The organism is Paraburkholderia fungorum, assembly GCF_902833645.1.
In the GTDB taxonomy this organism is placed as follows: Bacteria; Pseudomonadota; Gammaproteobacteria; order Burkholderiales; family Burkholderiaceae; genus Paraburkholderia; species Paraburkholderia fungorum.
This window is the reverse complement of sequence record NZ_CADFGE010000006.1, coordinates 67,646-91,539: the sequence shown is the minus strand read 5'-3', so window position 1 is coordinate 91,539 and position 23,894 is coordinate 67,646. Positions and strand designations below refer to the sequence as shown.

Annotated in this window: 23 protein-coding genes; 10 read left to right on the top strand and 13 right to left on the bottom strand. The window is 64.1% G+C overall.

Going from position 1 to position 23,894, the window contains the following annotated elements:
- Positions 1-27: 27 nt before the first annotated feature.
- A complete protein-coding gene (locus HWX91_RS19605) occupies positions 28-1,458 on the bottom strand; it encodes an aldehyde dehydrogenase family protein (protein ID WP_028198096.1) in 1,431 nt (476 codons plus the stop codon).
- 188 nt (positions 1,459-1,646) lie between these two features.
- Here HWX91_RS19605 and HWX91_RS19600 point away from each other — a divergent pair, with 188 nt between their 5' ends.
- The 7 genes from HWX91_RS19600 (at position 1,647) to HWX91_RS19570 (ending at position 7,819) form a co-directional block, all read left to right on the top strand.
- Positions 1,647-2,594 carry a LysR family transcriptional regulator gene (locus HWX91_RS19600; protein ID WP_028198095.1) on the top strand — a complete coding sequence of 316 codons (948 nt, stop codon included), beginning with the start codon at positions 1,647-1,649 and terminating at the stop codon, positions 2,592-2,594.
- 136 nt (positions 2,595-2,730) lie between these two features.
- A complete protein-coding gene (locus HWX91_RS19595; RefSeq protein ID WP_028198094.1) occupies positions 2,731-3,381 on the top strand; it encodes an RraA family protein in 651 nt (216 codons plus the stop codon).
- Between the two features lie 19 nt (positions 3,382-3,400).
- Positions 3,401-4,174 (top strand): fumarylacetoacetate hydrolase family protein, encoded by a 774-nt coding sequence (locus tag HWX91_RS19590; protein ID WP_028198093.1) that lies wholly within the window; start codon positions 3,401-3,403, stop codon positions 4,172-4,174.
- A gap of 40 nt (positions 4,175-4,214) precedes the next feature.
- A complete protein-coding gene (locus HWX91_RS19585; protein ID WP_028198092.1) occupies positions 4,215-5,693 on the top strand; it encodes an aldehyde dehydrogenase in 1,479 nt (492 codons plus the stop codon).
- A gap of 122 nt (positions 5,694-5,815) precedes the next feature.
- Positions 5,816-6,352 carry a thiamine pyrophosphate-binding protein gene (locus tag HWX91_RS19580; protein WP_028198091.1) on the top strand — a complete coding sequence of 179 codons (537 nt, stop codon included), beginning with the start codon at positions 5,816-5,818 and terminating at the stop codon, positions 6,350-6,352.
- The gene (locus HWX91_RS19575; protein ID WP_028198090.1) at positions 6,349-6,942 is read left to right on the top strand and encodes a thiamine pyrophosphate-dependent enzyme; all 594 of its coding nucleotides are present in this window, start codon (positions 6,349-6,351) and stop codon (positions 6,940-6,942) included. The genes HWX91_RS19580 and HWX91_RS19575 overlap by 4 nt, the downstream gene beginning before the upstream one ends.
- A 7-nt stretch (positions 6,943-6,949) precedes the next feature.
- Positions 6,950-7,819, top strand: coding sequence for an alpha/beta hydrolase (locus tag HWX91_RS19570; protein ID WP_028198089.1), 870 nt, complete (start codon positions 6,950-6,952; stop codon positions 7,817-7,819).
- An 84-nt stretch (positions 7,820-7,903) separates the two neighbouring features.
- Here HWX91_RS19570 and HWX91_RS19565 read toward each other — a convergent pair whose 3' ends face one another.
- The 12 genes from HWX91_RS19565 to HWX91_RS19510 form a co-directional block, all read right to left on the bottom strand.
- Entirely contained in the window at positions 7,904-8,974 is a 1,071-nt protein-coding gene (locus HWX91_RS19565; protein WP_028198088.1) for a hypothetical protein, read from the bottom strand.
- 33 nt (positions 8,975-9,007) lie between these two features.
- The gene (locus HWX91_RS19560; RefSeq protein ID WP_042275774.1) at positions 9,008-9,952 is read right to left on the bottom strand and encodes a Rieske 2Fe-2S domain-containing protein; all 945 of its coding nucleotides are present in this window, start codon (positions 9,950-9,952) and stop codon (positions 9,008-9,010) included.
- Positions 9,953-10,063: 111 nt separating this feature from the next.
- Positions 10,064-11,089, bottom strand: coding sequence for an amidohydrolase family protein (locus tag HWX91_RS19555; RefSeq protein WP_028198087.1), 1,026 nt, complete (start codon positions 11,087-11,089; stop codon positions 10,064-10,066).
- 172 nt (positions 11,090-11,261) lie between these two features.
- Positions 11,262-12,092 carry an SDR family oxidoreductase gene (locus HWX91_RS19550; protein ID WP_028198086.1) on the bottom strand — a complete coding sequence of 277 codons (831 nt, stop codon included), beginning with the start codon at positions 12,090-12,092 and terminating at the stop codon, positions 11,262-11,264.
- Positions 12,093-12,105: 13 nt separating this feature from the next.
- Positions 12,106-12,876, bottom strand: coding sequence for an SDR family NAD(P)-dependent oxidoreductase (locus HWX91_RS19545; protein WP_028198085.1), 771 nt, complete (start codon positions 12,874-12,876; stop codon positions 12,106-12,108).
- A 65-nt stretch (positions 12,877-12,941) separates the two neighbouring features.
- A complete protein-coding gene (locus HWX91_RS19540) occupies positions 12,942-13,994 on the bottom strand; it encodes a phosphotransferase family protein (RefSeq protein WP_028198084.1) in 1,053 nt (350 codons plus the stop codon).
- Between the two features lie 20 nt (positions 13,995-14,014).
- On the bottom strand, positions 14,015-15,289 hold the full coding sequence (locus HWX91_RS19535; RefSeq protein ID WP_028198083.1) for an acyl-CoA dehydrogenase family protein: 1,275 nt from the start codon (positions 15,287-15,289) through the stop codon (positions 14,015-14,017).
- Positions 15,290-15,324: 35 nt separating this feature from the next.
- Complete coding sequence (locus tag HWX91_RS19530; protein WP_028198082.1) at positions 15,325-16,062, bottom strand: SDR family NAD(P)-dependent oxidoreductase; 738 nt, start codon at positions 16,060-16,062, stop codon at positions 15,325-15,327.
- Positions 16,063-16,095: 33 nt separating this feature from the next.
- Entirely contained in the window at positions 16,096-18,414 is a 2,319-nt protein-coding gene (locus HWX91_RS19525; RefSeq protein WP_042275771.1) for a CoA transferase, read from the bottom strand.
- On the bottom strand, positions 18,411-19,418 hold the full coding sequence (locus HWX91_RS19520) for a fumarylacetoacetate hydrolase family protein (RefSeq protein WP_035520512.1): 1,008 nt from the start codon (positions 19,416-19,418) through the stop codon (positions 18,411-18,413). Before HWX91_RS19520 ends, HWX91_RS19525 begins: the two co-directional genes overlap by 4 nt.
- On the bottom strand, positions 19,415-19,939 hold the full coding sequence (locus tag HWX91_RS19515; RefSeq protein ID WP_042275769.1) for a bacteriohemerythrin: 525 nt from the start codon (positions 19,937-19,939) through the stop codon (positions 19,415-19,417). The genes HWX91_RS19520 and HWX91_RS19515 overlap by 4 nt, the downstream gene beginning before the upstream one ends.
- Positions 19,939-20,634 (bottom strand): SDR family NAD(P)-dependent oxidoreductase, encoded by a 696-nt coding sequence (locus HWX91_RS19510; protein ID WP_028198079.1) that lies wholly within the window; start codon positions 20,632-20,634, stop codon positions 19,939-19,941. Before HWX91_RS19510 ends, HWX91_RS19515 begins: the two co-directional genes overlap by 1 nt.
- A 166-nt stretch (positions 20,635-20,800) precedes the next feature.
- Between HWX91_RS19510 and HWX91_RS19505 the strand changes: the two genes are divergently transcribed.
- The 3 genes from HWX91_RS19505 to HWX91_RS19495 all read left to right on the top strand — a co-directional run bounded on the left by HWX91_RS19505 (position 20,801) and on the right by HWX91_RS19495 (position 23,890).
- Complete coding sequence (locus HWX91_RS19505) at positions 20,801-21,214, top strand: Zn-ribbon domain-containing OB-fold protein (protein WP_028198078.1); 414 nt, start codon at positions 20,801-20,803, stop codon at positions 21,212-21,214.
- Entirely contained in the window at positions 21,211-22,401 is a 1,191-nt protein-coding gene (locus HWX91_RS19500) for a thiolase family protein (RefSeq protein WP_028198077.1), read from the top strand. The genes HWX91_RS19505 and HWX91_RS19500 overlap by 4 nt, the downstream gene beginning before the upstream one ends.
- A 187-nt stretch (positions 22,402-22,588) precedes the next feature.
- Positions 22,589-23,890 carry an MFS transporter gene (locus HWX91_RS19495; RefSeq protein WP_042275767.1) on the top strand — a complete coding sequence of 434 codons (1,302 nt, stop codon included), beginning with the start codon at positions 22,589-22,591 and terminating at the stop codon, positions 23,888-23,890.
- The last annotated feature ends 4 nt before the right edge of the window (positions 23,891-23,894 follow it).

The window sequence follows — 23,894 nt, the reverse complement described above, 5'->3', positions numbered from 1 at the left end:
CATCGTTATCAAGGAGGGCCGGCCGGTTCAGTAGCCGACGTAGGCCGTTTTGCTGTTCGTGTAGAAGTCCACCGCGTAGGTGCCCTGCTCACGCTGGCCGTAGCTCGATGCCCTGGTGCCTCCAAACGGCACGTGATAGTCGAGGCCCGCAGTCGGCAGGTTGATCATCGCGAGTCCACTTTTGACGTGCTGGCGGAAGTGATTCGCATACTTGTGCGAGCTCGTGCAGATGCCCGCCGAGAGGCCGTACTCGGTGTCGTTGGCGAGCGCCAGCGCTTCGTCGTAATCGGCCGCGCGGATGACCGTCGCGAACGGACCGAAGACTTCCTCGCGATTGATGCGCATGCCGTTCGACGTGGCGATCATCAGCGCGGGCTGCATGAAGAAGCCGGGTGTGCCGGACTGAAACGCCTCGCCGCCTTCGACCAGTTCCGCGCCTTCGTCGCGTCCGGTCTGGATATAGCCTTGCACCATATCCAGTTGACGCTGGTTGATGAGCGGGCCGATGTCCGTGCCGGCCGCCAATGCGTGGCCGATTTTCAGCGAACGCATGCGTTTGCGCAGCGCATCGACGAAACGGTCGTGGATCGCCTCGGTGACGATCAGGCGGCTCGATGCGGTGCAACGCTGTCCCGCCGAAAAGAACGAACCGTTGAGCGCGCATTCCACCGCGACGCCCAGGTCCGCATCGTCGAGAACGACGAGGGGATTCTTGCCGCCCATTTCCAGCTGAACGCGCACCATGTTGGCGATCGCGCTCTGCGCGAGCCGCCGGCCGGTGCGCACGCTGCCCGTGAAACTCAGGGCGTCGACGCCTTCGACCAGCGCCTCGCCGGCATCCGCGCCGCGTCCGTTGATCAGGTTTGCGACGCCGGCCGGCAGACCATTGCGCTCCAGCACGCGAAACAGCTCCCACGCGACCCCGGGCGTTTCTTCCGAAGGCTTGAGCACGGCAGTGTTGCCGAACGCGAGCGCCGGCGCGAGTTTCCACGCGGCAATCGCGATCGGGAAATTCCACGGCGTAATCAGCGCCACCACACCGATCGGATCGCGACTGATCTGCACGTTGATGTTGGGACGCACCGACGGCAGGTTCTCGCCGCCATAACGCACCGCTTCGCCGGCAAAGAACTGAAAGATCTGGCTGGCGCGCAATACCTCGCCGATGCCTTCCGCGCGCGTCTTGCCTGCTTCGCGCGAGACCAGCTCACCGATTTCCTCCTTGCGGGCAGCGAGTTCGATCGAGGTCTTCAGCAAAAGATCGCTGCGCACCTGAGTCGTCGTGGCGCTCCACGCAGGTTGCGCCGCGCGTGCCGCGCTGACCGCCTCGCGCATTTGCGCCGCATCCGCGAGTGCGTAATGGCCGATGCTTTCACGCGTATCCGACGGATTGATGCTCTCGATCGAACTCGATCCTTCGCGCCATTGTCCGCCGATGAGGTTAGGCTTCACTGTCATGTGGCTTGTCTCCGATATGCGCAGCGTTCGCGTAAACGCTCGGCTGAACGCGATGGTGTTTTGGCAGGGAGTCATCTTAGAATTGCGTGCAATTCGTTGTCGAATGACAAAAACTGATCGCCGTATTACGCACTGACATGCGTGTTGGTCGATTGCAGGCAGCATGTGTTTGAACTACCGGACTTGTCATGGATATCCGCCAGATCCGCACTTTCCTTGCGATCGCCGACACAGGCAGTGCGACACGCGCCGCCGAATTGCTGCATATCGTGCAACCCGCAGTGTCGCGGCAATTGAAGTTGCTCGAGGACGACGTGGGTGCGCCGCTATTCGAGCGGGATCGCCGCGGCATGCAATTGACCGAAGCCGGTCAGATCCTTCTCGATCGCGCGCGGCGAGCCTTGCGCGAATTGGAGTCGGCGCAGCAGGAGATCCGGCCGACCCCTGGACTCGTGTCCGGCACCGTAAGTTTAGGTCTGCTGCCCAGTAGCTGCGAGTTGCTGACCGGCCCGTTAGTGGGCGCCCTGCAGCGGGCGTTTCCGCAGATACGGGTGTCGCTTTCGGTGGGCTATACCGATCATTTGCTGGGCTGGCTCGAAAGTGGCGAAATCGATGCGGCGCTGCTGTACGACCCGGCAGCTTCGCCGGCGCTGGATGTCAAGCCACTGGTCGAAGAATCGCTGAGCCTTGTCGGGTTGGCTTCGATTGGTCTGAGCGACGACTATCCGGTTACCGTTGCGGCACTCGGGGAAGCGCCGCTGGTTTTGCCGAGTGCGCCGCATCGGTTGCGCAGTCTGGTCGAACACGCCTGCGCGGCAGCCGGAGTCGGGATTACCTTTGCGGCCGGGACCAATGCTTTGAGTGTGCAGAAAGCGCTCGTCGCGCAGGGATACGGCGCGACGGTGATGCCTCGTGTGGCGGTTCAGCAGGAGATCGAGCGTGGGGTGTTCAGCGCCGCGCGGATCGACGCGGAAGCCTTTTTAAGGCGGATTTATCTGGCCGTTCCGACAACGAGACGTTCCTCCACAGCGGTTAGGTGCGCCACCACCGTACTACAGAACTGCGTCCGAGAGATTGCTTGCAGCGGCGAGTGGCAAGGCGCGCAATGGATCGGGCCCAGCCATACCCCGGACTGATCGAAGCATCAACTTTTGTGATTCGACAGGCCGCCGACGCGGCTCCTAGAATCCCTTAGCCGCGGATGCGCCGCGAGGAGACACGACACCGTACGCGCGCATCCGCGTTATCCGCCCTTTGGCAAAGAGAACTCCAATGACCTCACTCGCCGATCAACTGGCCACCTGCAACACTCCTGGTCTTTTCGATGTCCTGCGCATCCACGGCCTGCCCGTCCACGAATTGCCACGCGACATCAAAGGTCTTGCACCCGGGATGAAGCTTGCCGGCCCCGTATTTACCGTTACCGGCCGCTCCGACCCGACCATCACGGTCAGCGAATCGCTCGAACTCTTCATTTCCAGGGTGTTGTCGGGCGCGCCGCGCGACCACGTGGTGGTGTGCCAGCCGCATGACCATGCGCGCTCGGCGATGGGCGATCTCGCCGCCGAGGCGCTCAAGCAGCGCGGCATCCGCGGCTATTACATCGACGGCGGTTCGCGCGACGCGGACGAAATCGAAGCCATCGGCTTTCCGGTTTTCGCCCGCTACACCAGCCCGATCGACATCGTCGGCAGCTGGCGCCTGGAAGCCACCGACGTGCCGGTAGTCATCGGCGGCGTCACGGTGTCGCCGGGCGACTACCTCCTCGGCGATCGCGACGGCACGCTGCTAATCGAGCGCCAACACGCGGAGTTCGTCATTACCGAAACGGTCAAGACGATGAGCACGGATTCACGCATGCGTACGGCCATCCGCGGCGGCCGCGATCCGTATGACGCCTTCCTCGAGTTCGGCAAGCTGTAGAGCACCCCCAGGACACCTCATGAAAATCGCCCGCTATCAATTGCATGATGCCGTTCACTATGGTGTGCTCGAAGGCGAGCATCTGGAGCGCCTGAGCGGTTCGCCCTTCGACGGCATCGCGCCGGCCGGCCAGATTGATGCGCTCGCCGATGCGATGCTCCTGTGCCCTCTGCCCGCCCCGCGATTGTTCGCGGTAGGCATGAACTACGTCGGCCACATCGCCGAGGCCGGTGCAAAGACGCCCGAGATTCCGCAGTTCTTCATGATGCCGAGCACGGCTGCGATCGGGCCGGATGAAGCAATCGTGCGGCCACGCGAGGCGCAAGTGGTTCATCACGAGGCGGAGCTCGCCATCGTAATCGGCAAGAAGGGCCGGCGCATCGATATCGCCCATGCGCTCGACTACGTCTTCGGCTACACCTGCGCGAACGATGTCAGCGAGCGCGTGATCCAGAACCGCGAAATGGGCTACGGCTGTTTGCTGGTCGGCAAGGCATTCGATACTTTTTGCCCACTTGGGCCCGTCATCGCCACGGGACTCGACGCCGGCAATCTGCGCGTGCAGTCGAGCGTCAACGGCAAGAAGCGGCAGGACGGCAACACTTCGGACCTGCTCTTCTCCGTGCCCTTCATCGTGTCCTATCTGAGTCAGGCGGTCACCCTGCTGCCCGGCGACGTGATTCTCACGGGCACGCCCTCCGGCGTCGGCCCGCTCAATGGCGGCGACATCTGCGAGATCGTCATCGAAGGCATCGGCACGCTGAGCAATCCGGTCGTCGACGAAGCCGCCTGAGCAGGTTCACCGCGCGCCCTCTTTCGAAACAGGAATCGACATGCAACGCTACGTGCATTACATCGACGGCCGTGATACACCGCCGCAAAACCAACGCTGGTTCGAATCGCACAACCCCTACACCGGCGACGCATGGGCGGAAATCGCCGAAGGCTCCGCCGCCGACGCCGATCTTGCCGTGCAGGCCGCGCACCGCGCCTTCACGAGCGGCGCATGGCCGCAATTGACGGCGACGCAGCGCGGCGCGCTGTTGCGCCGGTTGGGCGACCTGATCGCGCGCGACGCGCAAAAGCTTGCCGCCACCGAAGTGCGCGACAACGGCAAGCTGCTCGCCGAAATGGCCGGGCAACTAAACTACATCCCGCAGTGGTTCTACTACTTCGGTGGCCTCGCGGACAAGATCGAAGGCAGCGTGATTCCGCTCGATAAAAAGGGCTTCTTCAACTTCACGCGCCATGAACCGCTCGGCGTGGTCGCAGCGATTACGCCGTGGAACTCGCCGTTATTGCTCACGGCATGGAAGATCGCGCCGGCGCTCGCAGCCGGCTGCACGGTCGTGATCAAACCGTCGGAATTCACCTCGGCGTCCACGCTGGAGTTTGTCAGACTGTTCGCCGAGGCCGGCTTTCCGCCCGGCGTCGTCAATGTCGTGACCGGTTTCGGACGCGACGTGGGGGCGGCGCTCGTCGAACATCCGCTGGTGCGCAAAATCACCTTCACCGGCGCGGACAGCACCGGCCGCGCGATCAATGAAGCCGCCGCACGCCACTTCAAGCACGTGAGTCTGGAGTTGGGCGGCAAGTCGCCGAACATCGTGTTCGCCGACGCGAATCTCGACGACGCGGTCAACGGCGCGGTCGCCGGCATCTTCGCCGCGACCGGGCAAACCTGCATCGCCGGGTCACGGCTGCTGCTGCAGGACACGATCTACGACACATTCGTCGAACGACTATTGAATCTCGCCCGCACGGCGCGCATGGGCGATCCCATGTCGATGGATACGCAGGTCGGCCCGATCACCACGCGCCCGCAATACGACAAGGTGTTGCGTTACATCGACACTGCGCAGAGCGAGGGCGCGACGCTCCTGCTCGGCGGCGCGGCCGGCACGCGGCCCGAATGCGGACGCGGCTGGTTCGTCGAACCGACTATTTTTGGCGACGTCGATAACAGCATGCGCATCGCCCAGGAAGAGGTGTTCGGTCCGGTGCTGTCGATCATTCGCTTCCGCGACGAAGACGACGCGCTGCGCATTGCCAACGACGTACGCTTCGGACTTGGCTCGGGAGTCTGGACCTCGGACATGGGCCGCGCATTTCGTGTGTCGGAGCGGTTGCAAGCCGGCACGGTCTGGGTCAATGCCTATCGTGCGGTCAGTTTCATGTCGCCCTTCGGCGGCTATAAAGACTCGGGGCTGGGGCGTGAAAACGGCGCCCAGGCGATCCACGAGTACCTGCAAACCAAGAGCGTGTGGATCAACACGGGTGCGGGCAGCGCAAATCCGTTCGTGATGCGCTGAAGGCGCGAGGCCTTGTGCCCGTCCATGCCAAAAGCTGATATCACCAGCAACCTTTGTTATTGGCGTGGCACCCGCCTCTCGCCCTAGCATAGCGCTACACATTCACGGATTGACGAGGAGACATGAGTACAACCGAGTCGCCAGTACTGAACTGGCAGGAGAGCATTTTCTCCATTCTGAAGCGCGGCGACGTGCGCCAGGTCGCCTATGTGCCGGATGCCGGCCACGCGCACGTGATCCGCCGCGTCCAGCAGGACCCGCAGATGCGCGACATCGTGCTCACCACCGAAGAGGAAGGCGTCGCGCTCACGAGTGGCGCGTGGCTCGGCGGCCAGCGCGCGGTGCTGCTGATGCAGAGCAGCGGCGTCGGCAATTGCGTGAACATGTTCTCGCTGTTGCAAAGTTGCCGCTTCCCGTTTCTGACGCTCGTGACGATGCGCGGCGAGTATGCCGAGTTCAACCCATGGCAATGCCCGATGGGCCGGGCGACCCAGGCGGCGCTCGAACTGATGGGAATCACCGTATTGCGCGCTTCGACACCTGACGAAGTCGAAGACATGGTGGCCGCCGGACTCGACGCCGCCTTCGAAGGCGGTCAGCAGGTCGCCGTGCTGCTGTCGCAGCGCCTCATCGGACGCAAACAGTGGGAACGCAAATGAACACCTCATCTTCCGCCTCGATCGATCGCCGCGAGTTTGTCGCACGGCTGCTCGCGCTATGCCCGAACGCACTGGTGGTCACGGGTCTCGGGTCGCCGACCTACGACGTCTTTGCTTCCGGCGACTCGGAGCGCTACTTCTATCTCTGGGGCGCAATGGGCGGCTCGACCTCGATCGCGTTGGGCCTCGCACTCGCGCAACCCGATCGCCCCGTGCTGGCGATTACCGGTGACGGCGAGCAGTTGATGGGCGTCGGCAGCCTCGCGACCGCCGGCGCACAGCAGCCGCCCAATCTGTCCGTGGTCGTACTGGACAACGGCCATTTCGGTGAGACAGGCATGCAGCGCAGCCATAGCAGTCTTGGGACCAGGCTCGCGCAGGTGGCTCGCGCATGCGGCATCGAGCAGGCTGCGGAAATTCACTCGCTCGACGACGTCGAGGCGCTAGCCGGGCGGATCAACGCGCGAGCGGGTCTGAACTTCGCGCAGGTGCATGTCAAAGCGGACGAGTTGCCACGTGCGTTGCCGTCGCGCGATGGCGTCTTCGTGAAAAATCGCTTCCGTCAGGCGCTCGGCTTCGCTTTGCTGTGATCAGGCTATGAAACCGTCCACGACGACTCCGCTTTCCGCTGAACTCGAGGCGCAGTACAACATGCGTCTGCTGCGCCCCGATTTCGAAGCGAACCTGCTGCAAGCATGGCTGTCGCGTTCGGCCGCGTTCCGCCGCTCGCCTCGCGCGCAACTAAATGTCGTATACGGTCCGGGGCCGCGGGATCGTCTGGACTACTTTCCTGCAGCGTCCGCCGACGCACCGCTGCTGATTTTCTTTCACGGCGGCTTCTGGCAGCGCGGCGACAAGTCGGTCTATAGCTTCGTGGCCGAGCCGTTCGTGGCCGAAGGCATATCGGTCGTGCTGGTGAACTATACGTTGTGTCCGGCCGTGTCAGTCGACGAAATCGTCGCGCAGTCGCAACGGGCGCTTGCATGGCTGTGGCGTCATGCGGGCGAACTCGGCTGCTCGCGCGAGCGCTGGTTCGTCAGTGGCCATTCGGCGGGCGGCCACCTCGCGTCGCGAATGATAGCGACGCATTGGGATGCGCTCGGCGACGATCTGCCGAAGCAGATGCTCAGCGGCGCGATCCTGATCTCGGCACTGTTCGACCTGGAACCGCTGTGCGAAACCTCGATCAACGAAGGCTTGCAACTCGATCGTGAACAGGCGCGCGCCGTGAGTGCATTACGGCATCCGCCCGCGACCGACGCGCCGCAATTGATCGCCGTGGGCGGCATCGAGACGCCGGCGTTTCATCAGCAGGCTCGCGCTTACGAAACGGCATTCGGAAAGGCTCGGCGTTTCATGCCGTATTACCGTATCGACGACTGCGACCATTTCGACGTGTTGCAGGCCTTCGCGGATCAGACCCATCCGTTCTTCGTGCGCTGCCGCGATTTCGTCCAGATGCGATAACGCTAGCGCGGCATGCGGCATGCAAGCGCGGATGCGAACGTCACGCAGCGCGCCTGCTCCCGCTTCAGCGTTCGCGAAGCCCGCTCAATCCACCATCCCCAGCAGCGCACGAATATCACGTCCCGGTTCGGCGTCCGATCCGTATGAGAAGTCGCCGCGCGCCTGCCGCTGCACCAGTTGATCCATCAGGAAACGGTAGCGCGTTCCCGGTGCATCGAAACGCGAATGCAGATCGAGGCGCTCGTCCGGATCGAAATAGCGCTCGTTCTGCGGCCGGATCACCGAGTTGTCCTGCGGCTGGATCACGAACGCGATTCGCGGCATCACATAACGCAGTGGAATGGGTGCGGCGGTCGTATTGAAGGTGACGTCGCAGCGCGAGCGATGGCGGCCCACCGGCACGAACGGCTGCAGGTTCGGCACGTCGTAGCCGGGCCTGAAGCGCGGATAGGAAATGCACACGTTGCTGCGCAAATGCACGTGCAGCACCGCACGGAAATCCTGGTACTTCGCGCGTACGCCGCCGACCCAGCGCATGATCGGCGCCACCGACTTCTGCGTGACGATGCGGGTGCGCGTGACCGTCTCCGAGGTCCATTCCGTTTCGACAATGTCGGACTCGGAGGTGCCGTCGCCGATCGTATTCGCGTGCAGAAAATCGGCATGCGTGAGGTCGATCAGGTTCTCGATTGAAAGCGCCGAAGTCGAATCGAAGCGCACCGTGCGTTGCGTGTAACCGGGCAGGCTGCCGTCGAGCGGCAGAAAAGGAATGTGCGGCAGCAATTGCTCGTCGGCGTTATCCGGATTGCCGTACCACGACCAGATATAGCCATAGCGTTCCACCGCCGGATAGAAACCCGAGCCACCGGTGAACGCACTAGCCTGCGCACGGTGCTGTTCGAGCTGCTCGGGACGAAACTCGGCGGCGCGCGGCTTACCTGCGTGGTCGCGCCAAAGAAAATAGGGCTGCGAGTGGACGATGCGACGAATCGGCTTCTCCGTCACGTCGCGGCTATGGGAGACCGGGAACCAGGTGTCGCGCAGATCGTAGTTGAGTGGAGTCCAGTCGCGGCGCGCCGATCTGGGCGACGTGGCGGCCGCGGAGGCCGCGGCATTGGCCGTATCGGCGGCGAGCGTTTCAGTGACGGCATTCATCTTGTGATGCTCCTTGTCGAAATGGAAAGCAGCTCAGGCGGCCTCGCTCAGCGGCGCACACCGCGCGGCGCGTGCCGCGGCCAGATCGCGCGACGGCGCCACCAACAACGCAGCCAGCGCGGCGCCGTCGATCGTTGAATGGATCCGGAACGGCGCGCGTGCGCGAGCCCGGGCGAGATGCCAGCGAAGCGGCGCGCCGGCCACCCGCGTATCGTGTCTGAAGCCTCGCCAGCACAGGCTGGTGGTGCCGCGCCGATTGGCGCTGGAGGCGATGGACACGCTCACGAGCGGCGCCTCATCCGCATCGAGCAGATCGACACGGATCGTGCCGCCCTCGAGCGGTACCGCCGTGCGCACAATCAGCGGATGATCGATCACGAAAGCCGGCGGCAGCATCCGCGTCCTCCATACCGCACCGCGATCGACCACGAGACGCCCTGCTTCCAGACGTGGATCGCCGAGGAAGAAATCGGTCATGCGTACGCTGCCGAATTCGAGCAGGCATTCGGGACCGTCGAGCATCGCCGCGAGATATTCATCGTGGGCGATATTGGCCACCGCCGCGCCGCTGAACTCGCTGCTCCGCGGTTGATAGTCCGCGCCCGGCAGCGGCGCGTCGTCGGGGCTGCCCTCGCCTAACCACACGTGCACGAAGCCATGGCTTTCGGCAACCCGGTAGGCACGCGCACCGTAACGCGACGGCACGCGCTCGTCCTCACGCAGATTCGGAATCGTCGTGCACATGCCGGTCGTGCCATTGAAGGTCCAGCCGTGGTAACCGCATTGCAGCCCCTTCGGCGTGACCGTCCCCAGTGCAAGCGGCACGCGCCGATGCGGACACCGATCCTCAAGCGCGCAAAGTTCGCCCGCCGCATTGCGAAACAGCACCAGCGCCTCACCATTGCACACGACCGCGAGCGGCTTCTCGCTGTTCACCGATTCGCGAAGGGCCGCCGCCCACCAGTTGCCTGTCGTCATACGCATGTCTCCGTCTTTTTATCGAGTGTCGCCGGCGCGGCGCAACAGCGCATCGCACCGGCTCGCGTTGCAGCCTTCCTTGCGTGTTGCGCTTTTCCCTGCGCCAGCGCTTCAGGCAGCGACCTGCTCGCTGACGTCAAGCTTCAACAGCTTGATGGCGTTGCCGCTGCGGATTTTCTCGCGATCCGTTTCGGAGAGTCCGAGGCCTTCGGTCAGATCGCCGTGCTCATACGCGCCGCCGAAATTCGTGCCGTACAGAAGGTTGTCCACCCCTACCACCTCCACCACGCCGCGCCGCAAACCGGTCGCGTGCACATCGAGGTCGAAATAGAAGTTCGGCAGATACTCCATCACGGGACGCTTGTTGCGCGAATCCGGCGCCATCACGCGATTGAGATCGTTCAGGCGTCCAAGCTGGAAAATCGCCATGCCGCCCGCATGCGTGATGTAGGTCTTCAAGCCGGGAAACGTGTCCAATGCGCCGCCGTTGATCAAATTCCAGAAAAACAGCGTTTCGTCGAAGCAGTCGCCGACAATCGAGGTGGTCTCGAACCTGTCGTCGGTATGCTTTTCGCCCCAGTAGATAGACTGGTTGAAGCCGTGCACCATGATCGGCGCATCGAGCTTTTCGAGTTGTTCCCACACCGGAAACAGTTCTTCGCTATACGCTTCGAGACCATTGAAATTGGCGCCGCCCACGCACACACCCCTGGCGCCGAGCTGCGTCACCGCGCGCTCGATTTCGCGTGCGGCCTCGGCCGGGTTGGCGAGATTCGCATGCGCCCAGAACGCGAAATGTTCCGGGTCCTTGGCGCAGAAGGCCGAGAGCTCGTCGTTACAGATACGCGCGTATTCGTCGCCGAATTCGCCGGCCCAGTACATGAACGCATGCGACGGCGTGGACAGCACCAGCTTGTCGACCCCGCGCTCGGTCATCAGCTTGCGGCGCGCTTCGTGAGTCATGCGTGCGAGCAGATTCGCCTCGGCTTCGTCGTCGTCGCGCGCTTTTGACGGTTGCGTCGTGCCGAGTGAAAAATGACCCACGGTCAGGCCTTTGGTCTTCATGAATGGGCCCCAGAATTCATGACGCTTGAGCATCGCAGGGGTGAAAAGATGGGCGTGGACGTCGATCAGCATGGGTCGTTCTCCTGGTATGGCGGGGGATGGCTGGGTAGGGCCGCTTATGGCCGCTTATGGCCGCTTATGGCCGTTCATCGACGCCGTCGCTGCGCGCATATCATGCGGGCCGCGGCGCGAGGTTCAAAATGCGCGCACGACACGTCAGCGCGGCGCGCTCTGTCTGATTAATTCAATCTGTCCGCTCTACTGCTTCCGGCATGCGGCCCATGAAACCCGCCGCGCGCTGATGAAACTGGCCACTGCCGGTGGCGCCCGCCACCGTCACGCCAGAATCGATGACCAGCGTATGCGCGGTGACATGGCGCGCATCGTCACTCGCCAGGTAGACGAGCGCTGCCGCGATTTCCTCCGGCATCAGCGGCGTACCGAGCGGCGATGCCGCGGCCGCCGCGTCGAGCGCCGCTTCGAGACTGCCGCGGCCCTGCACGATCATGTTGGTGACGGTTGTTCCCGGCGCCACCGCGTTGACGCGCACACCGTGAGGCGCGAGTTCCGAGGCCGCTGATCGCGTGAGCCCGATTACACCGTGTTTAGCTGTGGTGTACGCATGCGGCCCGAGGCCGCCGATCACGCCGGCAGTACTCGCCACCGAGAGAATGCAGCCGCTCTTTTGCCGCACCATCGCCCGAGCGGCGTGCTTGATGCCGTAAAACACGCTATCGAGCAGCACAGCAAGCGTGGCGTGCCAGGCGATCGCGTCGGTATCGAGGATCGAGCCGAACGCGCCCACCAGTCCCGCGTTGTTCACCATGCAGTCGAGCCGGCCATGCCGTTGCACTGCATGCTCGACCGCCTGAGCGACCTGTGCTTCAACGCTCACGTCGGTGCGCACGAACGATGCGTTCGCCAGTTCGCGCGCCAGAGAAGCGCCACCGTCGGCGTCGATATCGGCCAGCACGAGCGTGGCGCCCTCCGCCGACATGCGCCGGGCCGCCGCCGCGCCGATGCCGCTGGCGGCGCCGGTAATCAGCGCGACCTGACCTTGCAGACGTTCAGTCATTGGATGCCCGCGCTCAAGGAATCATCAGACCGCCGTCTACCGCCAGCGTCTGTCCGGTGATGAAGTTCGCGCCGTCGCTGACGAGAAAGAGCAGCACCGGCGCCATCGCCGTGTCGGGGTCGCCAAGCCGCCCGCCGAGCGGTATCTGCTGCGCCATGAAAGCGTCGTGCGCGGCGAGTTGGTCGGCATCCAGCCGGGCGCGGAATTTTTCGTACATCGGGGTCCACATGGCGGGCGCCAATGCATTGACCGTGATGCGATACTTGCCCCACTCCTTGGCCGCCGTGCGAGTCCAGCCAAGCACCGCCGCCTTGGCCGCGGAATAGTGCGCGAGACCCGGCACGCCCATCACGCCCGCCGCCGACGCGAAATTGACAATGTGCCCGCCACGTTCTTTCAGATGCACGAAGGCGGCCTGATTGGTATTGAGCGTGCCGCGCGCGTTGACGTCGAACATCAGGTCCCAATCGTCCTGAGTGATCGATTCAGCCGGCGATTTGCGCTCAACGCCGGCGATATTCACCAGCGCATCGAGGCCGCCGATGCGCTCCACCGCCGCGCTGAAAGCGTCGTCGACCTGGACGCGCTGGCTCACGTCGCAGCGGAAATAATGCGCGACGCCCGGCCCCTTTGCGGATGCCTCTGCGGCAACGTTGCGGCCCGCCTCGTCGTTCAGATCGAGTGCCGCCACTTTCGCCCCCGCGGCGACCAGGGCCTTGACCGCGCTCGCGCCGATGCCGCTCGCCGAGCCCGTCACGATCACGCGTTTGTTCTGGATATTCATGTCTGTCTCCGTGTTTCTATTCTGTTCGTATCGAATACGCTATGCGCCGCCGGGGGTGCCGTGCATCACGCCAGTTGCACAATCAGTTCTTTGGCCTGCCCGAGCAGGCGCACAGCCGACGCATGATGCCTGCTGCCCAATTCCGCCGATGACTTGCCCGCGCACGAGCGCGCATAACTGCCCTCCAGCAGAATGCCGAGCTTGAAGCGCGCGAGCACGACATACCAATCGATCGCGCCCAGGTCACGATCGCTGCGCTCGCGGTAGTAATCGACCAGTTCGGCGGCGCTCGGGAATCCGCGCCATGGCGTGACACGTATCGTTCCCGCCCCTTGACCCTCGGCATTCGGCCAAGTCGCTACCAGCCAGCCGAGATCGAGCAGAGGATCGCCGACGGTGGCCAGTTCCCAGTCGATGATCGCCGCGAGTTCGGCCGAGTCGTTGCAAAACATCACGTTAGCCAGATGAAAATCGCCATGCAGAATGCCGGTGCGTGACGGCGCGGGGCGATTCGCTTCCAGCCACTGCGCGACCTCGACGACGCCCGGCAATGAGGCCGGACCGGGCCAGCCCGCATGCACCTGGTAATGCTCGAGCTGACCGCGCCAACGCGCGACCTGCCGTTCAAGGAAGCCCTGCGGTTTACCGAAGTCGCCAAGTCCAACCGCTAATGGATCGACTTCGCCGAGCCTCAGCAGCGCATCCACCATCGAGTAACCCATGCGTTGCTGCGCTTGCGGCTGCGCATGAAAATCCGGTAATGCCGCGGCAGAAGCGTTGAAGCCCTCCACCGGCGCCATCAGATAAAACGGTGCGCCGAGCACGGCGTCGTCGGTGCAGGATCCGAACAGCGCCGGATGCGGCACCGCGGTGCCTGTCAATGCCCCCAGGACGCGCGCCTCGCGCGCAATGGTCGCGCACACTTCCGGCCGTGCGTGCAAGGGCGGCCGGCGCAGGACGAATTCACGCGCGCCGCGTCTGAAGCGCAACAGGATGTTCTGCGTGCCGCCCGTGAGAGGCCGCGCGTCGACAATCGGTCCGCTTTCGAGTGACTGCTCATCCATCCATTGCGTGAGCCGTTCGAGGTCCACGGCCGCTTGCCAGCCGGAATTCGTCATCACATGCTCCTGTGAGTGGGTTAGCCAAGCGCCGCGCGGAATTTGCGCTCGGCTGCCGCGGCCGCGGTCGGCCGATGGTATGCGGGGAACAGGTCGGCGCACGGCGCATAGTCACGCAGCAACTGTTTGGCGACGGTAACCTTGTGCACCTCGGTCGGACCGTCGGCGAGACCCATCTGGAAGGCGCGCGAGATCATGCCGGCGAACGGCATTTCGGAAGAAGCGCCGATCGAACCATGCACATGCAGCGCGCGCGCCGCGATGTCGTGCAGCACCTTTGGCATAGCGGCCTTTACCGCGGCGATGTCCTTGCGCACCTTCTGGTAGTCCTGATAGCGATCGATGCGCCACGCAGTGCGCATCACGAGCAAGCGGAACTGCTCCAGTTCGAGCCACGAGTCCGCGATCTTTTCCTGCACCATCTGCTTGTCGGCGAGCGAGGTGCCCTGCGTGTGGCGTGACAGCGCGCGCTCGCACAGCGCGTCGAGCGCTTTCTGCGCCAGCCCGATGGTGCGCATCGCGTGATGCACACGGCCGCCGCCGAGCCGTACCTGGGCGACCACGAAGGCCTCGCCGGGCGCGCCGAGCATGTGGTCGGCCGGCACCCGCACCTGATCGAAGGCAAGATACGCATGCGTCGCTTCGGGTTCGTCGGCCATCCCGACATTGCGCAGAATGCTCAAGCCCGGTGTACCCGCCGGCACGATGAACATCGACATGCCCTTGTAGGCGGAAACGTCGGGATCGGTGATCGCCATCACGATGAAAAAGTCCGCGAACCGCGCGTTCGAAGCAAACCATTTCTGCCCGCTGATCACCCAGTCGTTACCGTCGCGCGCCGCACGGGTCGTGAAAACCTTCGGGTCGGCGCCGCCTTGCGGCTCGGTCATCGCGAAACAGGAGACGATATCGCCCGCCAGCAAAGGCGCGAGATAACGCGCCTTCTGCGCTTGCGTGCCGTAATGCGCGAGGATTTCCGCATTGCCCGAATCGGGCGCCTGGCAGCCGAATACGATCGGCGCGAACAGCGCGCGGCCCAGAATCTCGTTGATCAGCGCGAGCTTGACCTGGCCATAGCCCGGGCCGCCGAGTTCGGGACCGAGGTGGCACGCCCACAGCTTGCGGTCCTTCACCTGCTGCTGCAGCGGCCTCACGAGAATCTGGAACTTCGGGTCGTGGATATTCCACGGGCTGCCCAATACATGTTCGAGCGGTTCGACTTCGTCGCGCACGAACTGCTCGATCCAGTCGAGTTCGGCCTGAAAGTCAGGATCGGTTTCAAAGTCCCAGGACATGCGATTCCTCTTCGAGGTGAGCGTGCGGATAAGCGTCAGGCGAGCAACATGCCGCCGTCGAGCAGCAAGGTCTGGCCGAGCATGTACGCGGACAACGGCGACGCCAGAAACAGTGCGCCACCGGCCATGTCCGCGGGCGTGCCGAGGCGGCCGAGCGGAATGCGCCGCAGCGCGCCTTCGAGGCGCTTCGGATCGGCGGTCGTCACGCGCGTGAGCTTGGTTTCCACGAGCCCAGGCGCGATCCCGTTCACGCGGATGCCGTCGCGTGCCCACGCCTCACCTAGCGTGCGAGTCAGACCGAAGGCGCCGGTTTTCGACGCGTTGTACGCGGGGTTGCCGCGCGTCGAATGAAACGCCGCAGCCGAGCTGACGATGATCATTGCGCCGCGCGCCGCCTTCAACGGTTCGAAGCAACGGTCCGCACAGGTCATCAGGCTGGTGAGGTTGATGTCGAGCACCTTTTTGAAGCCTGCCGTCTTGAACTCCTGACGGTCGTATAGGACCGTACCTTGTGCCTGCACCAGCACGTCGAGACGATCGAACGGCAATTCGCAGCGTTCGATATTGGCCGACTCCGAGACGTCCACCTGGGTGTAATGCAGCCCCGTCAGATTCGAATCGATCGAATCGGCGTAATCGGATACCGAAGCGCGCGTGCCCCACACATGCACGGTTGCGCCTCGTTGCAGAAACGCCTGGGCGATACCGTTACCGATACCGCTCGAGCCGCCCACCACCAGCACGGTCTTGCCGGTGAAATCCAGTTCGTTCATTGTCCTTGTCTCCGTGGCGCTCAAATAGGGCGCTCAAATGCGCGCGACACCCTGACTGACCAGTTCTTCGATATGTTGCGCATCGAAGCCCAGCATCTCCAGCACCTCGCGGCTGTGCTCGCCGAGCGCGGGCGGTGCTCGTTCGATCACGAGCGGTAAATCATCGAAGTCCCATAGCGCGCCGATCTGCTGCAGCGAGCCGTAGACGGCGTGGCCGTACGTAGCGTGCAGCCCGGCGGCGGCATGGTCGGCGCTGTCGAGAAACGCGTCGCTTTGCGATTCCAGTGCGGGCTCGGCGGGCACACCCGCTCGATGCAACGTGGCCAGTGCCGCCGTTACATCGAGCGCTGCGAGCATGGCTTCGGCTTTCTCGCCGGTGGTCCGCGTGAAGGCGTCGGCTTCTTTCGCGCTCAATGCGGCCACGGCGATCCAGCCGTCCTTGCACCGATACAAACGATGCGTCGGCGCGATGCCGTGCTGGCCCGCGTCGAGATGGGCCATCGGTGTCAGGGCGCGCTCCCGCTCGATTACGACGGCCTCGCTCGCCGTCATCGTCATCGCGCCAAGCAGCGACGAGGCGACCGTCTGTCCCTCGCCGGTCCGCATGCGCGCGAGATGCGCGAGCAGGACCGCGAACACCGACGACAAAGCCGCCAGATGATCGCCGACGCCAAAGCGCAGCCAGCTCGGCGGATTGCCCTCGCCGCCCGATTCCACTTCCCAGCCCACCGCCGCCTGCATCAGCTGATCGAAGCCGGGCCAATCGGCACGCGGGCCTTGCGGACCGTATGAGCTGACATGCGCGCAGACGAGCGCCGGCTTGATGGCCCGCAACTGCTCGGGCGCGATGCCGAGCTTACGTGCCGCCGGCATGCGCACGTTGTGATGGACGATGTCAGCCCATTTCGCCAGTGCTTCGATAACCGGCTTGCTGCCTTCGGCGCCGAGCTTCAGTGCAAGCCCGCGCTTGCCGCGCTGCGTGCCGGCGAAGGCGCGCTCGAGCCGTCGCATTGCGTCGCCTGCGGGCGGTTCGACCTTGATGACGTCGGCGCCGAGGTCCGCGAGCACCATGCAGGCAAACGGACCGGCGAGATACGCGCCGAGGTCCAGCACCTTGAGCCCATCGAGTGGCGGACGGGACGCCGCAGACGCGGCGCCCGATGGCTGGGCTCCGTGAGTGGCGCCGGTGTCCGCGCGAGCGGCCGCGCCAAAGCGGTTCTTGTCCGACCAGCCTGTATCGCGTATTGCCGTCGGCGCTTGCAACGGTCCGCGCACGTGCGCCGGCGGATCGACGTGATACGCCGGTCCGGGTTGGGACGTCGCGCCGAACACCGGATCGTCCACGCTAACTACATAACCGTTGAGCCGCGCCTGCTCGTCGGCGTAAATCTCGCCGAATGGCGCGGCGATCTGCGCCGCCACGTCGTGCGCCCAGAAATGTTCGACCCAGTCCTGCGCGTTGCGCGTGGCGATGATTTCCCGGTTCGCGCCAAAGTTGGGCGCGACATGGCTCGGCGGCCATTGTGCGTTGGCGCGCGCCACCTCGTCCGGACCCATTGCAGCAAGCGCTTCGGCCATCCACGGCGCGGCGTCGGGCGAGTAATGCACGTGAATCCAGCGGCCGTCCGCGCAGCGATGCAGCGGAATCGGCACGCTCTTGTCGAGTCCCCTGGCAAACACGGGGGTGGGCTGCGCGGCGCGCGACCAGTGCATCGTCATCGGCACGAGCGCGGCTTGCGCGAGACTGGTATGGGCAATGCCGCCCTGCCCGTCGCGTTCACGCGCGATCAGCCGAGCCATGACGCCCACCGCGCTGAGCCAACTCGCGATCCAGCTGGCGAACGGCATGCGGATAAATACCGGACCAGGCCGATGCCCGGGTTGTTCGTCAAGGATGCCGAGGCGCGCGAGCACCAGCGTCTCGCGCACCGGGGCGTCGGCGAGTGCGTGACGGCGCGGCCAGCCGCCTACACTCGCGATGACGAGCGCCGGATAGCGTTGCCGCAATTGCCCGTCGTCCAGCGACCATGTGGCGGCTTCAGCGGGCGTGAGGTCGTGGACCAGCACGTCGGCATCCGGCAGCAGGCTCTCGAGCAGCTCGCGCCGCGCGGCACCGTCGCCCTCGGTCACGCGGCGCTTGCCGCGATCGAGCACATGAAAGAGTGCCGCGTCGCGCTCGGCCTCATGGCGCGGGCGTTCGATTTTCACGACGTCCGCGCCGGCTTCGGCCAGATACAGCGCCGTGGCGCTGCCCGCAAGGCCTGTGGCGAAGTCGATGACTTTCAGACCGGCCAACAGCGCCGGCCGCGCGTTTTGCGTCCGTTGCGCACAGTCGGTTTGAACGGCGCTCATGCTTCGACTTCCTGCACCACCGGCCGCACGATCCTGCTGCGCAAAACGCCGATGCCCTCCACCTCCAGTTCGACCACATCGTCCGGCTTCAGATAACGGAGCTGTTCAAGTCCGCAGCCGTTGCCAACTGTGCCAGAACCCAGGAACTCGCCCGGATGCAAAGTCTCGGAACGCGAGATATGCGCAATCACGTCCTCGAATTGCCAGCGCATGTCGCGCGTGTTGCCGCGGCCCCATTCCTCGCCGTTGACGCGGGCAATCATGGTCAGGTCGTAGGGGTCGCCCAGTTCATCGGCGGTGACGAGGCATGGACCCATCACGTTCGCCGTATCGAAGTCCTTGCCTTTGGCCGGCCCGAGCATGCCGCCCATTTCGGTGGCCTGGGCGTCGCGCGCGCTGATGTCGTTGAAGATGGTGTAACCGTAGATGTGCGCGCGCGCATTCTCGCGCGACACGTCTTTCGCGCGCTGGCCGATGTAGCAGCCGAATTCCAGTTCGAAGTCGAGCAGCTTGCTATACGCAGGCCAGATCACGTCATCGTCGGGACCGATCACCGCAAAACGGTTGCACTTGTAGTAGATCGGCTGACGGTTGAAGGTGTCGATCACGCGATCGTCGGCGCGCGTGTTCATCGCCTTCAGCGTCGCTTCCGGGTCGGGCGTACGCAAGGCGCGCGCTCGGCGCGCCGCGGCGAAGCTCTGCCGCAGGTGCAGTTCGAAGCACGAGCAGTCGCGCATCTGCGTGGGCGGTTGAATCGGCGCCAGCAGCTTCACGGCACTGCGTTCGCGCACCGCGTCGGCGGGCGCGCGGGCCAGCAGCGCGCGTGCTTCTTCGAGCAGAGGCTCGCCGCCTGTCAGCAAGGCCTGCACGCTTGCCAACGCGACGCTGTCGCCGCCGCGCACGATGCGGCTCGCCTCACGCAAATCGAGTACCGCCTGATCGTTGTCGAACAGGGCGCCCGAGCGCTGCACGCCGTCGGCCAATTGGAAAGTGACGAGTCTCATCGAAAGGTTCCGGCTTGAGGGGATGAATCGGACGCAGCGGCGGCGATACCCGGCATGGCGCGCCGCAGGACCACCGGCAGGCCGCCGTGAGTGCGCTTGCTCATCCAGTGGGACAAGGCCGCGTCCATGTAATCGGCGTGGCCGGGAAACCAGTCGGCGAGTGCTTGCGCCAGTTCACGCGCGACCTGACTCGCGGCGCCGTCGCGCAGCATCTGTGCAACTTCGCGCACCGAGCGCAGAACCGCCGCGTGTTCGTCCGCGTGACACTGGGCGGCGGGAAAGCTCGTGTCCCGCATCCATTGCTCTTCCTGCTCGAAATGAGCGAGCGCATGGCGCTCGAAAGCCGCGAGCTTTTCCTGTACGGCCGCCTCGTCGCATTGCTGCAAGGCGGCGACGCATTCGACGAACTCATGGTGGGTATCGTCCATGGGCGCGAAGCCGAGCAGGAAACCATCGTTCCAGCTCAGCGTGGCGCCGGACTGCCGCTGTGCAGCCTGATCGGGAGGAAGCGCGGCGCCCATTACATGCGCCCCGCTACGGGCAGACACGCGCCGGTCACCGCACCGGCGTCGTCCGACAGCAGGAAGGCGATCACCGCGGCAAGCTGATCCGCCGCAACCCAGCGCGACGTATCGGCGTCCGGCATGGCCGCACGATTCGCAGGCGTATCGATGATGCTGGGCAGCACCGCATTGACGGTGACGTTCCGGTCTTTCAGTTCTTCCGCGAGCGCTTCGGTGAGCCGCGCGACGCCCGCTTTCGACGCCGCGTACGCACCCATGCCCGCACCCGCTTTCTGGGCCGCCAATGCGCCGACGTTCACGATGCGTGCGCTCTTCTCGCGCAGCAGATAGGGCAGGACTTCATGCGAAGCAATCGCCGCAGTGCGCACGTTCATCGCGTAGAGGCGATCCCACGTTTCAATGCTGCCCGATTCCAGCGTTTCCCATGCAAAACCACCCGCGATGTTGACCAGCGCATCGATACCGCCGAGCCGCCCGGCGATCTGCCCAAACGCATTCGCGGTGTTGGCTGCATCGCCAAGATCGACGTTGCCGAATACCGCTTCGACAGCGTCGATCGCCACGCTTGCAGCGCGATCCACCAGCGCGACGCGCGCACCGCGCGCGCTCAGTTCGGCGCCGACCCGGCGCCCTAGCGCGCCAAGACCGCCCGTGACGATGACCCTGCGATGGATAAGTTGATTGGTCGGCATAAGAACGCCTGTCTCCTGTGTTTGAGCGGGCTTCTGAGTGATTTCCCTGGCGGGAAAACCCTGCACCGTTCTCGCTAATTTAATACATTTTTCGCGTTTCTGTTCATATATTATGGCGACATCAACCCACGGTCAACTGCCAGGCAATACGAAATCAAGCGCATCCATGCCGAGAAAACTCCCTCTTCTGACTGCTGAAACCGCGCCGTTCTGGCAAGGCGGTGAACACGGCGTGCTGAACGTCTACCACTGCGATGCATGCCGCCATCTGTTTCATCCGCCCGCGCCGCTCTGCCCGCGCTGCGCGTCGTCGTACGTCGGTGCGAAGCCGGTGTCGGGACGCGGCAAGGTAGTGAGTTTCACGATCAATCATCAGGCATGGCTGCCCGATCTTCCGGTGCCGTATGTCGTCGCGATCGTCGAACTCGCCGAGCGTGAAGGCCTGCGTTTCGTAACGAATATCGTCGGCGGCGAAGTCGGCGACGTGCATATCGGCATGCCCGTGCGCGTGAAATTTGAACAGCAGGAAGACGTCTGGCTGCCGCTCTTCGAAGCCGATCCCGAACGGAGCGCGGCATGAGCGAGAACCTCTTCGAGAAGAACGTGGCGATCAGCGGCATCGGCCAGTCGGAAGTGGGCCGGCCTTCGAACCGCACCGCGATGCAGTTGAGCGTGGACGCCGCGCTCGAGGCGATTGCCGATGCGGGCCTCACTCGCGAGGACATCGACGGCATTTCGTGCTGGCCCGGCGACAACGACAACGGCAACCCGTTCTCGCCGGTGGGTCCTAATGCGCTGATGAACGTGCTCGGCCTGAAGGTGAACTGGTATGGCGCGGGTTACGAAGGGCCCGGGCCGCTCACGGGTCTGGTGAACGGTGCGATGGCGATCGCCGCCGGTTTGTGCAAGCACGTGCTGGTGTTTCGTACCATTACCGAGGCGAGCGCGCGCCTCAAAAATAAAACTGCGAGCGCCCTCACCAACAAGACGGTGGGTCGCGACAGCAGCTATTTCTGGCAGTGGTACACGCCCTTCAATGTCGTCTCCGGCATCAACCTGATGGCGCTGTATGCGCAACGTCATTTTCACGAATACGGCACGACGCCCGAGCAACTTGCACAGATTCCGCTGACCTGTCGCGCCAACGCGATGCTTAACCCGAAGGCGGTGTTTCGCAACGCAATGACGATGGAGGACTACCTCGCCTCGCGCATGATCTCCACGCCGCTGCGCATGTTCGATTGCGACGTGCATTGCGACGCGTCCACGGCCATCGTGCTGTCACGCGCCGATCTTGCGCGCAATGGACCGAACGCACCGATCCGGCTCGAAGCCATCGGCTCCGCGCTGCATCAACCGTGGTCGTGGGATCAGATTTCGTTGACGGAGATCGCCTGCTTCGACGTCGGACGCATGCTGTGGTCGCGCACCGATCTGAAGCCGAAAGACGTCGGCAATGCGCAGCTCTATGACGGTTTCTCGATCCTGACGATGCTATGGATGGAAGGACTCGGCCTGTGCCCGCGCGGCGAGAGCGGCGCATTTGTCGAAGGCGGCCAGCGTATTGCGCGTGACGGCTCCTTGCCGTTGAACACCAACGGTGGTCAGTTGTCCGGCGGACGTACGCATGGCCTCGGCTACGTGCATGAAGCCTGCACGCAGTTATGGAACCGGGGCGGCGAACGCCAGGTGGCGCCACACGAAGTGGCGATTGCCGCTGCGGGCGGTGGACCGCTTGGCGCCAGCGTGCTGCTGGTCAAGGAATGATACTGCTCGCCTGAACACCGATGTCGCCGCCAATCGGGTGGCATCCCAGGGCATTTACCGAGTTATCCCGACAAATCTATATGTAGAATTGTTTTCTGTATATGGAATATCACGCCAGCGGCGGACTGCTTCTCCAGCGCGCTTTGCGCGCACAGTGGCCGCTTGCCGATCCGTAAAGGAACCGCCGATGTCCTCCTCTGACTCGTCTCAATCCGCCGCCATCGACCTCGCCGAATTCCGCTCCGGCTGGCGCCCCGTGCTGATGGCCATGCTCGGGCTCGGCGTGGCCGCCAACGCTTCGCTGCTGTATGCATTCGGTTCGCTGGTGATTCCACTGCAACATGCATTCGGCTGGAGCCGCGGTGAATTGCAACCAGCGATCAGCTTTCTGTTCGGTGGAGCGGTGATCGGCGCGCAAATCGTCGGCTGGCTCAATGACCGCTACGGAATGCGGCATGTGACGATCGCGTCGCTGATCGGGCTCGCTGTGGTCTACGCGTTGATGTCGCTGATGCAGGTGATGGGCCACTCGATCGGCTGGCTTTATCTGATGTGCACGCTGCTGCCGATCGCCGGCATGGGCACGATGCACATCACGTGGACGCATCTGGTCAACCTGTGGTTCGAGCGCAATCGCGGGTTGGCGCTTGCCGTGATGCTATCGGGCACAGGCCTCTCGGCAATTCTGATTCCGTCGGCGGTGACGTGGGTGATCGGCCGCTGGAACTGGCAAGCCGCGTTTCTTTTGCTGGCAGCGCTGCCGTTGGTTCTGGTGTTGCCGCTCGTGCTGATGTGGTTGCAGACGCCGGCGGGGCAAGACGCACCCGCGGGGCGACGCGAGCGTACCGCGAACGGTCACGTGGCGCCGGCGGTACGGGCGCACACGGGGCTCGCGTTCCGTGACGCGATTGGTTCGGCGCGCTTCTGGACGCTCAACATCGCCCTTTCACTCGTCGTGGCTGCGACCGTCTCGATGGTTAGCAATACCGTGCCGCTTCTGCGCGACAAAGGCCTTTCAGCGGCCGAAGCTAGTCATATTTTCGGCAGCTTCGGACTCTCGCTGATCGGTGGCCGGCTGCTCGTCGGCTACCTGATCGATCGTTTGTGGGCGCCCGCGGTGGCTGCCGTCGCTCTGGCCATGCCCGCTTTCGGCTGTTTGCTGCTGTCTACCACCGGCGCCGATCACGCCGCCACGCTCGCGCTTGCGACGCTGTTGATCGGGCTCGGTGCCGGCGCCGAGTTCGACATTGCCGCGTATCTGATGGCGCGTTACTTCGGCATGCGCGACTACGGGCGCCTGTTCGGCGTGCACGTCGCGCTGATCACCATCGCATCCGCACTGGCACCGTGGCTGTTTGGCCGGATCTACACCGTGACCGGCTCATACACGACGATGCTGGCGATCTGCGGCGCCGCTTTTCTGCTCGGTGCGATCACGCTGCTGCCGCTCGGCCGTTACCCGAAATTCGATTCGCTGAATCTGGCTTGATCAC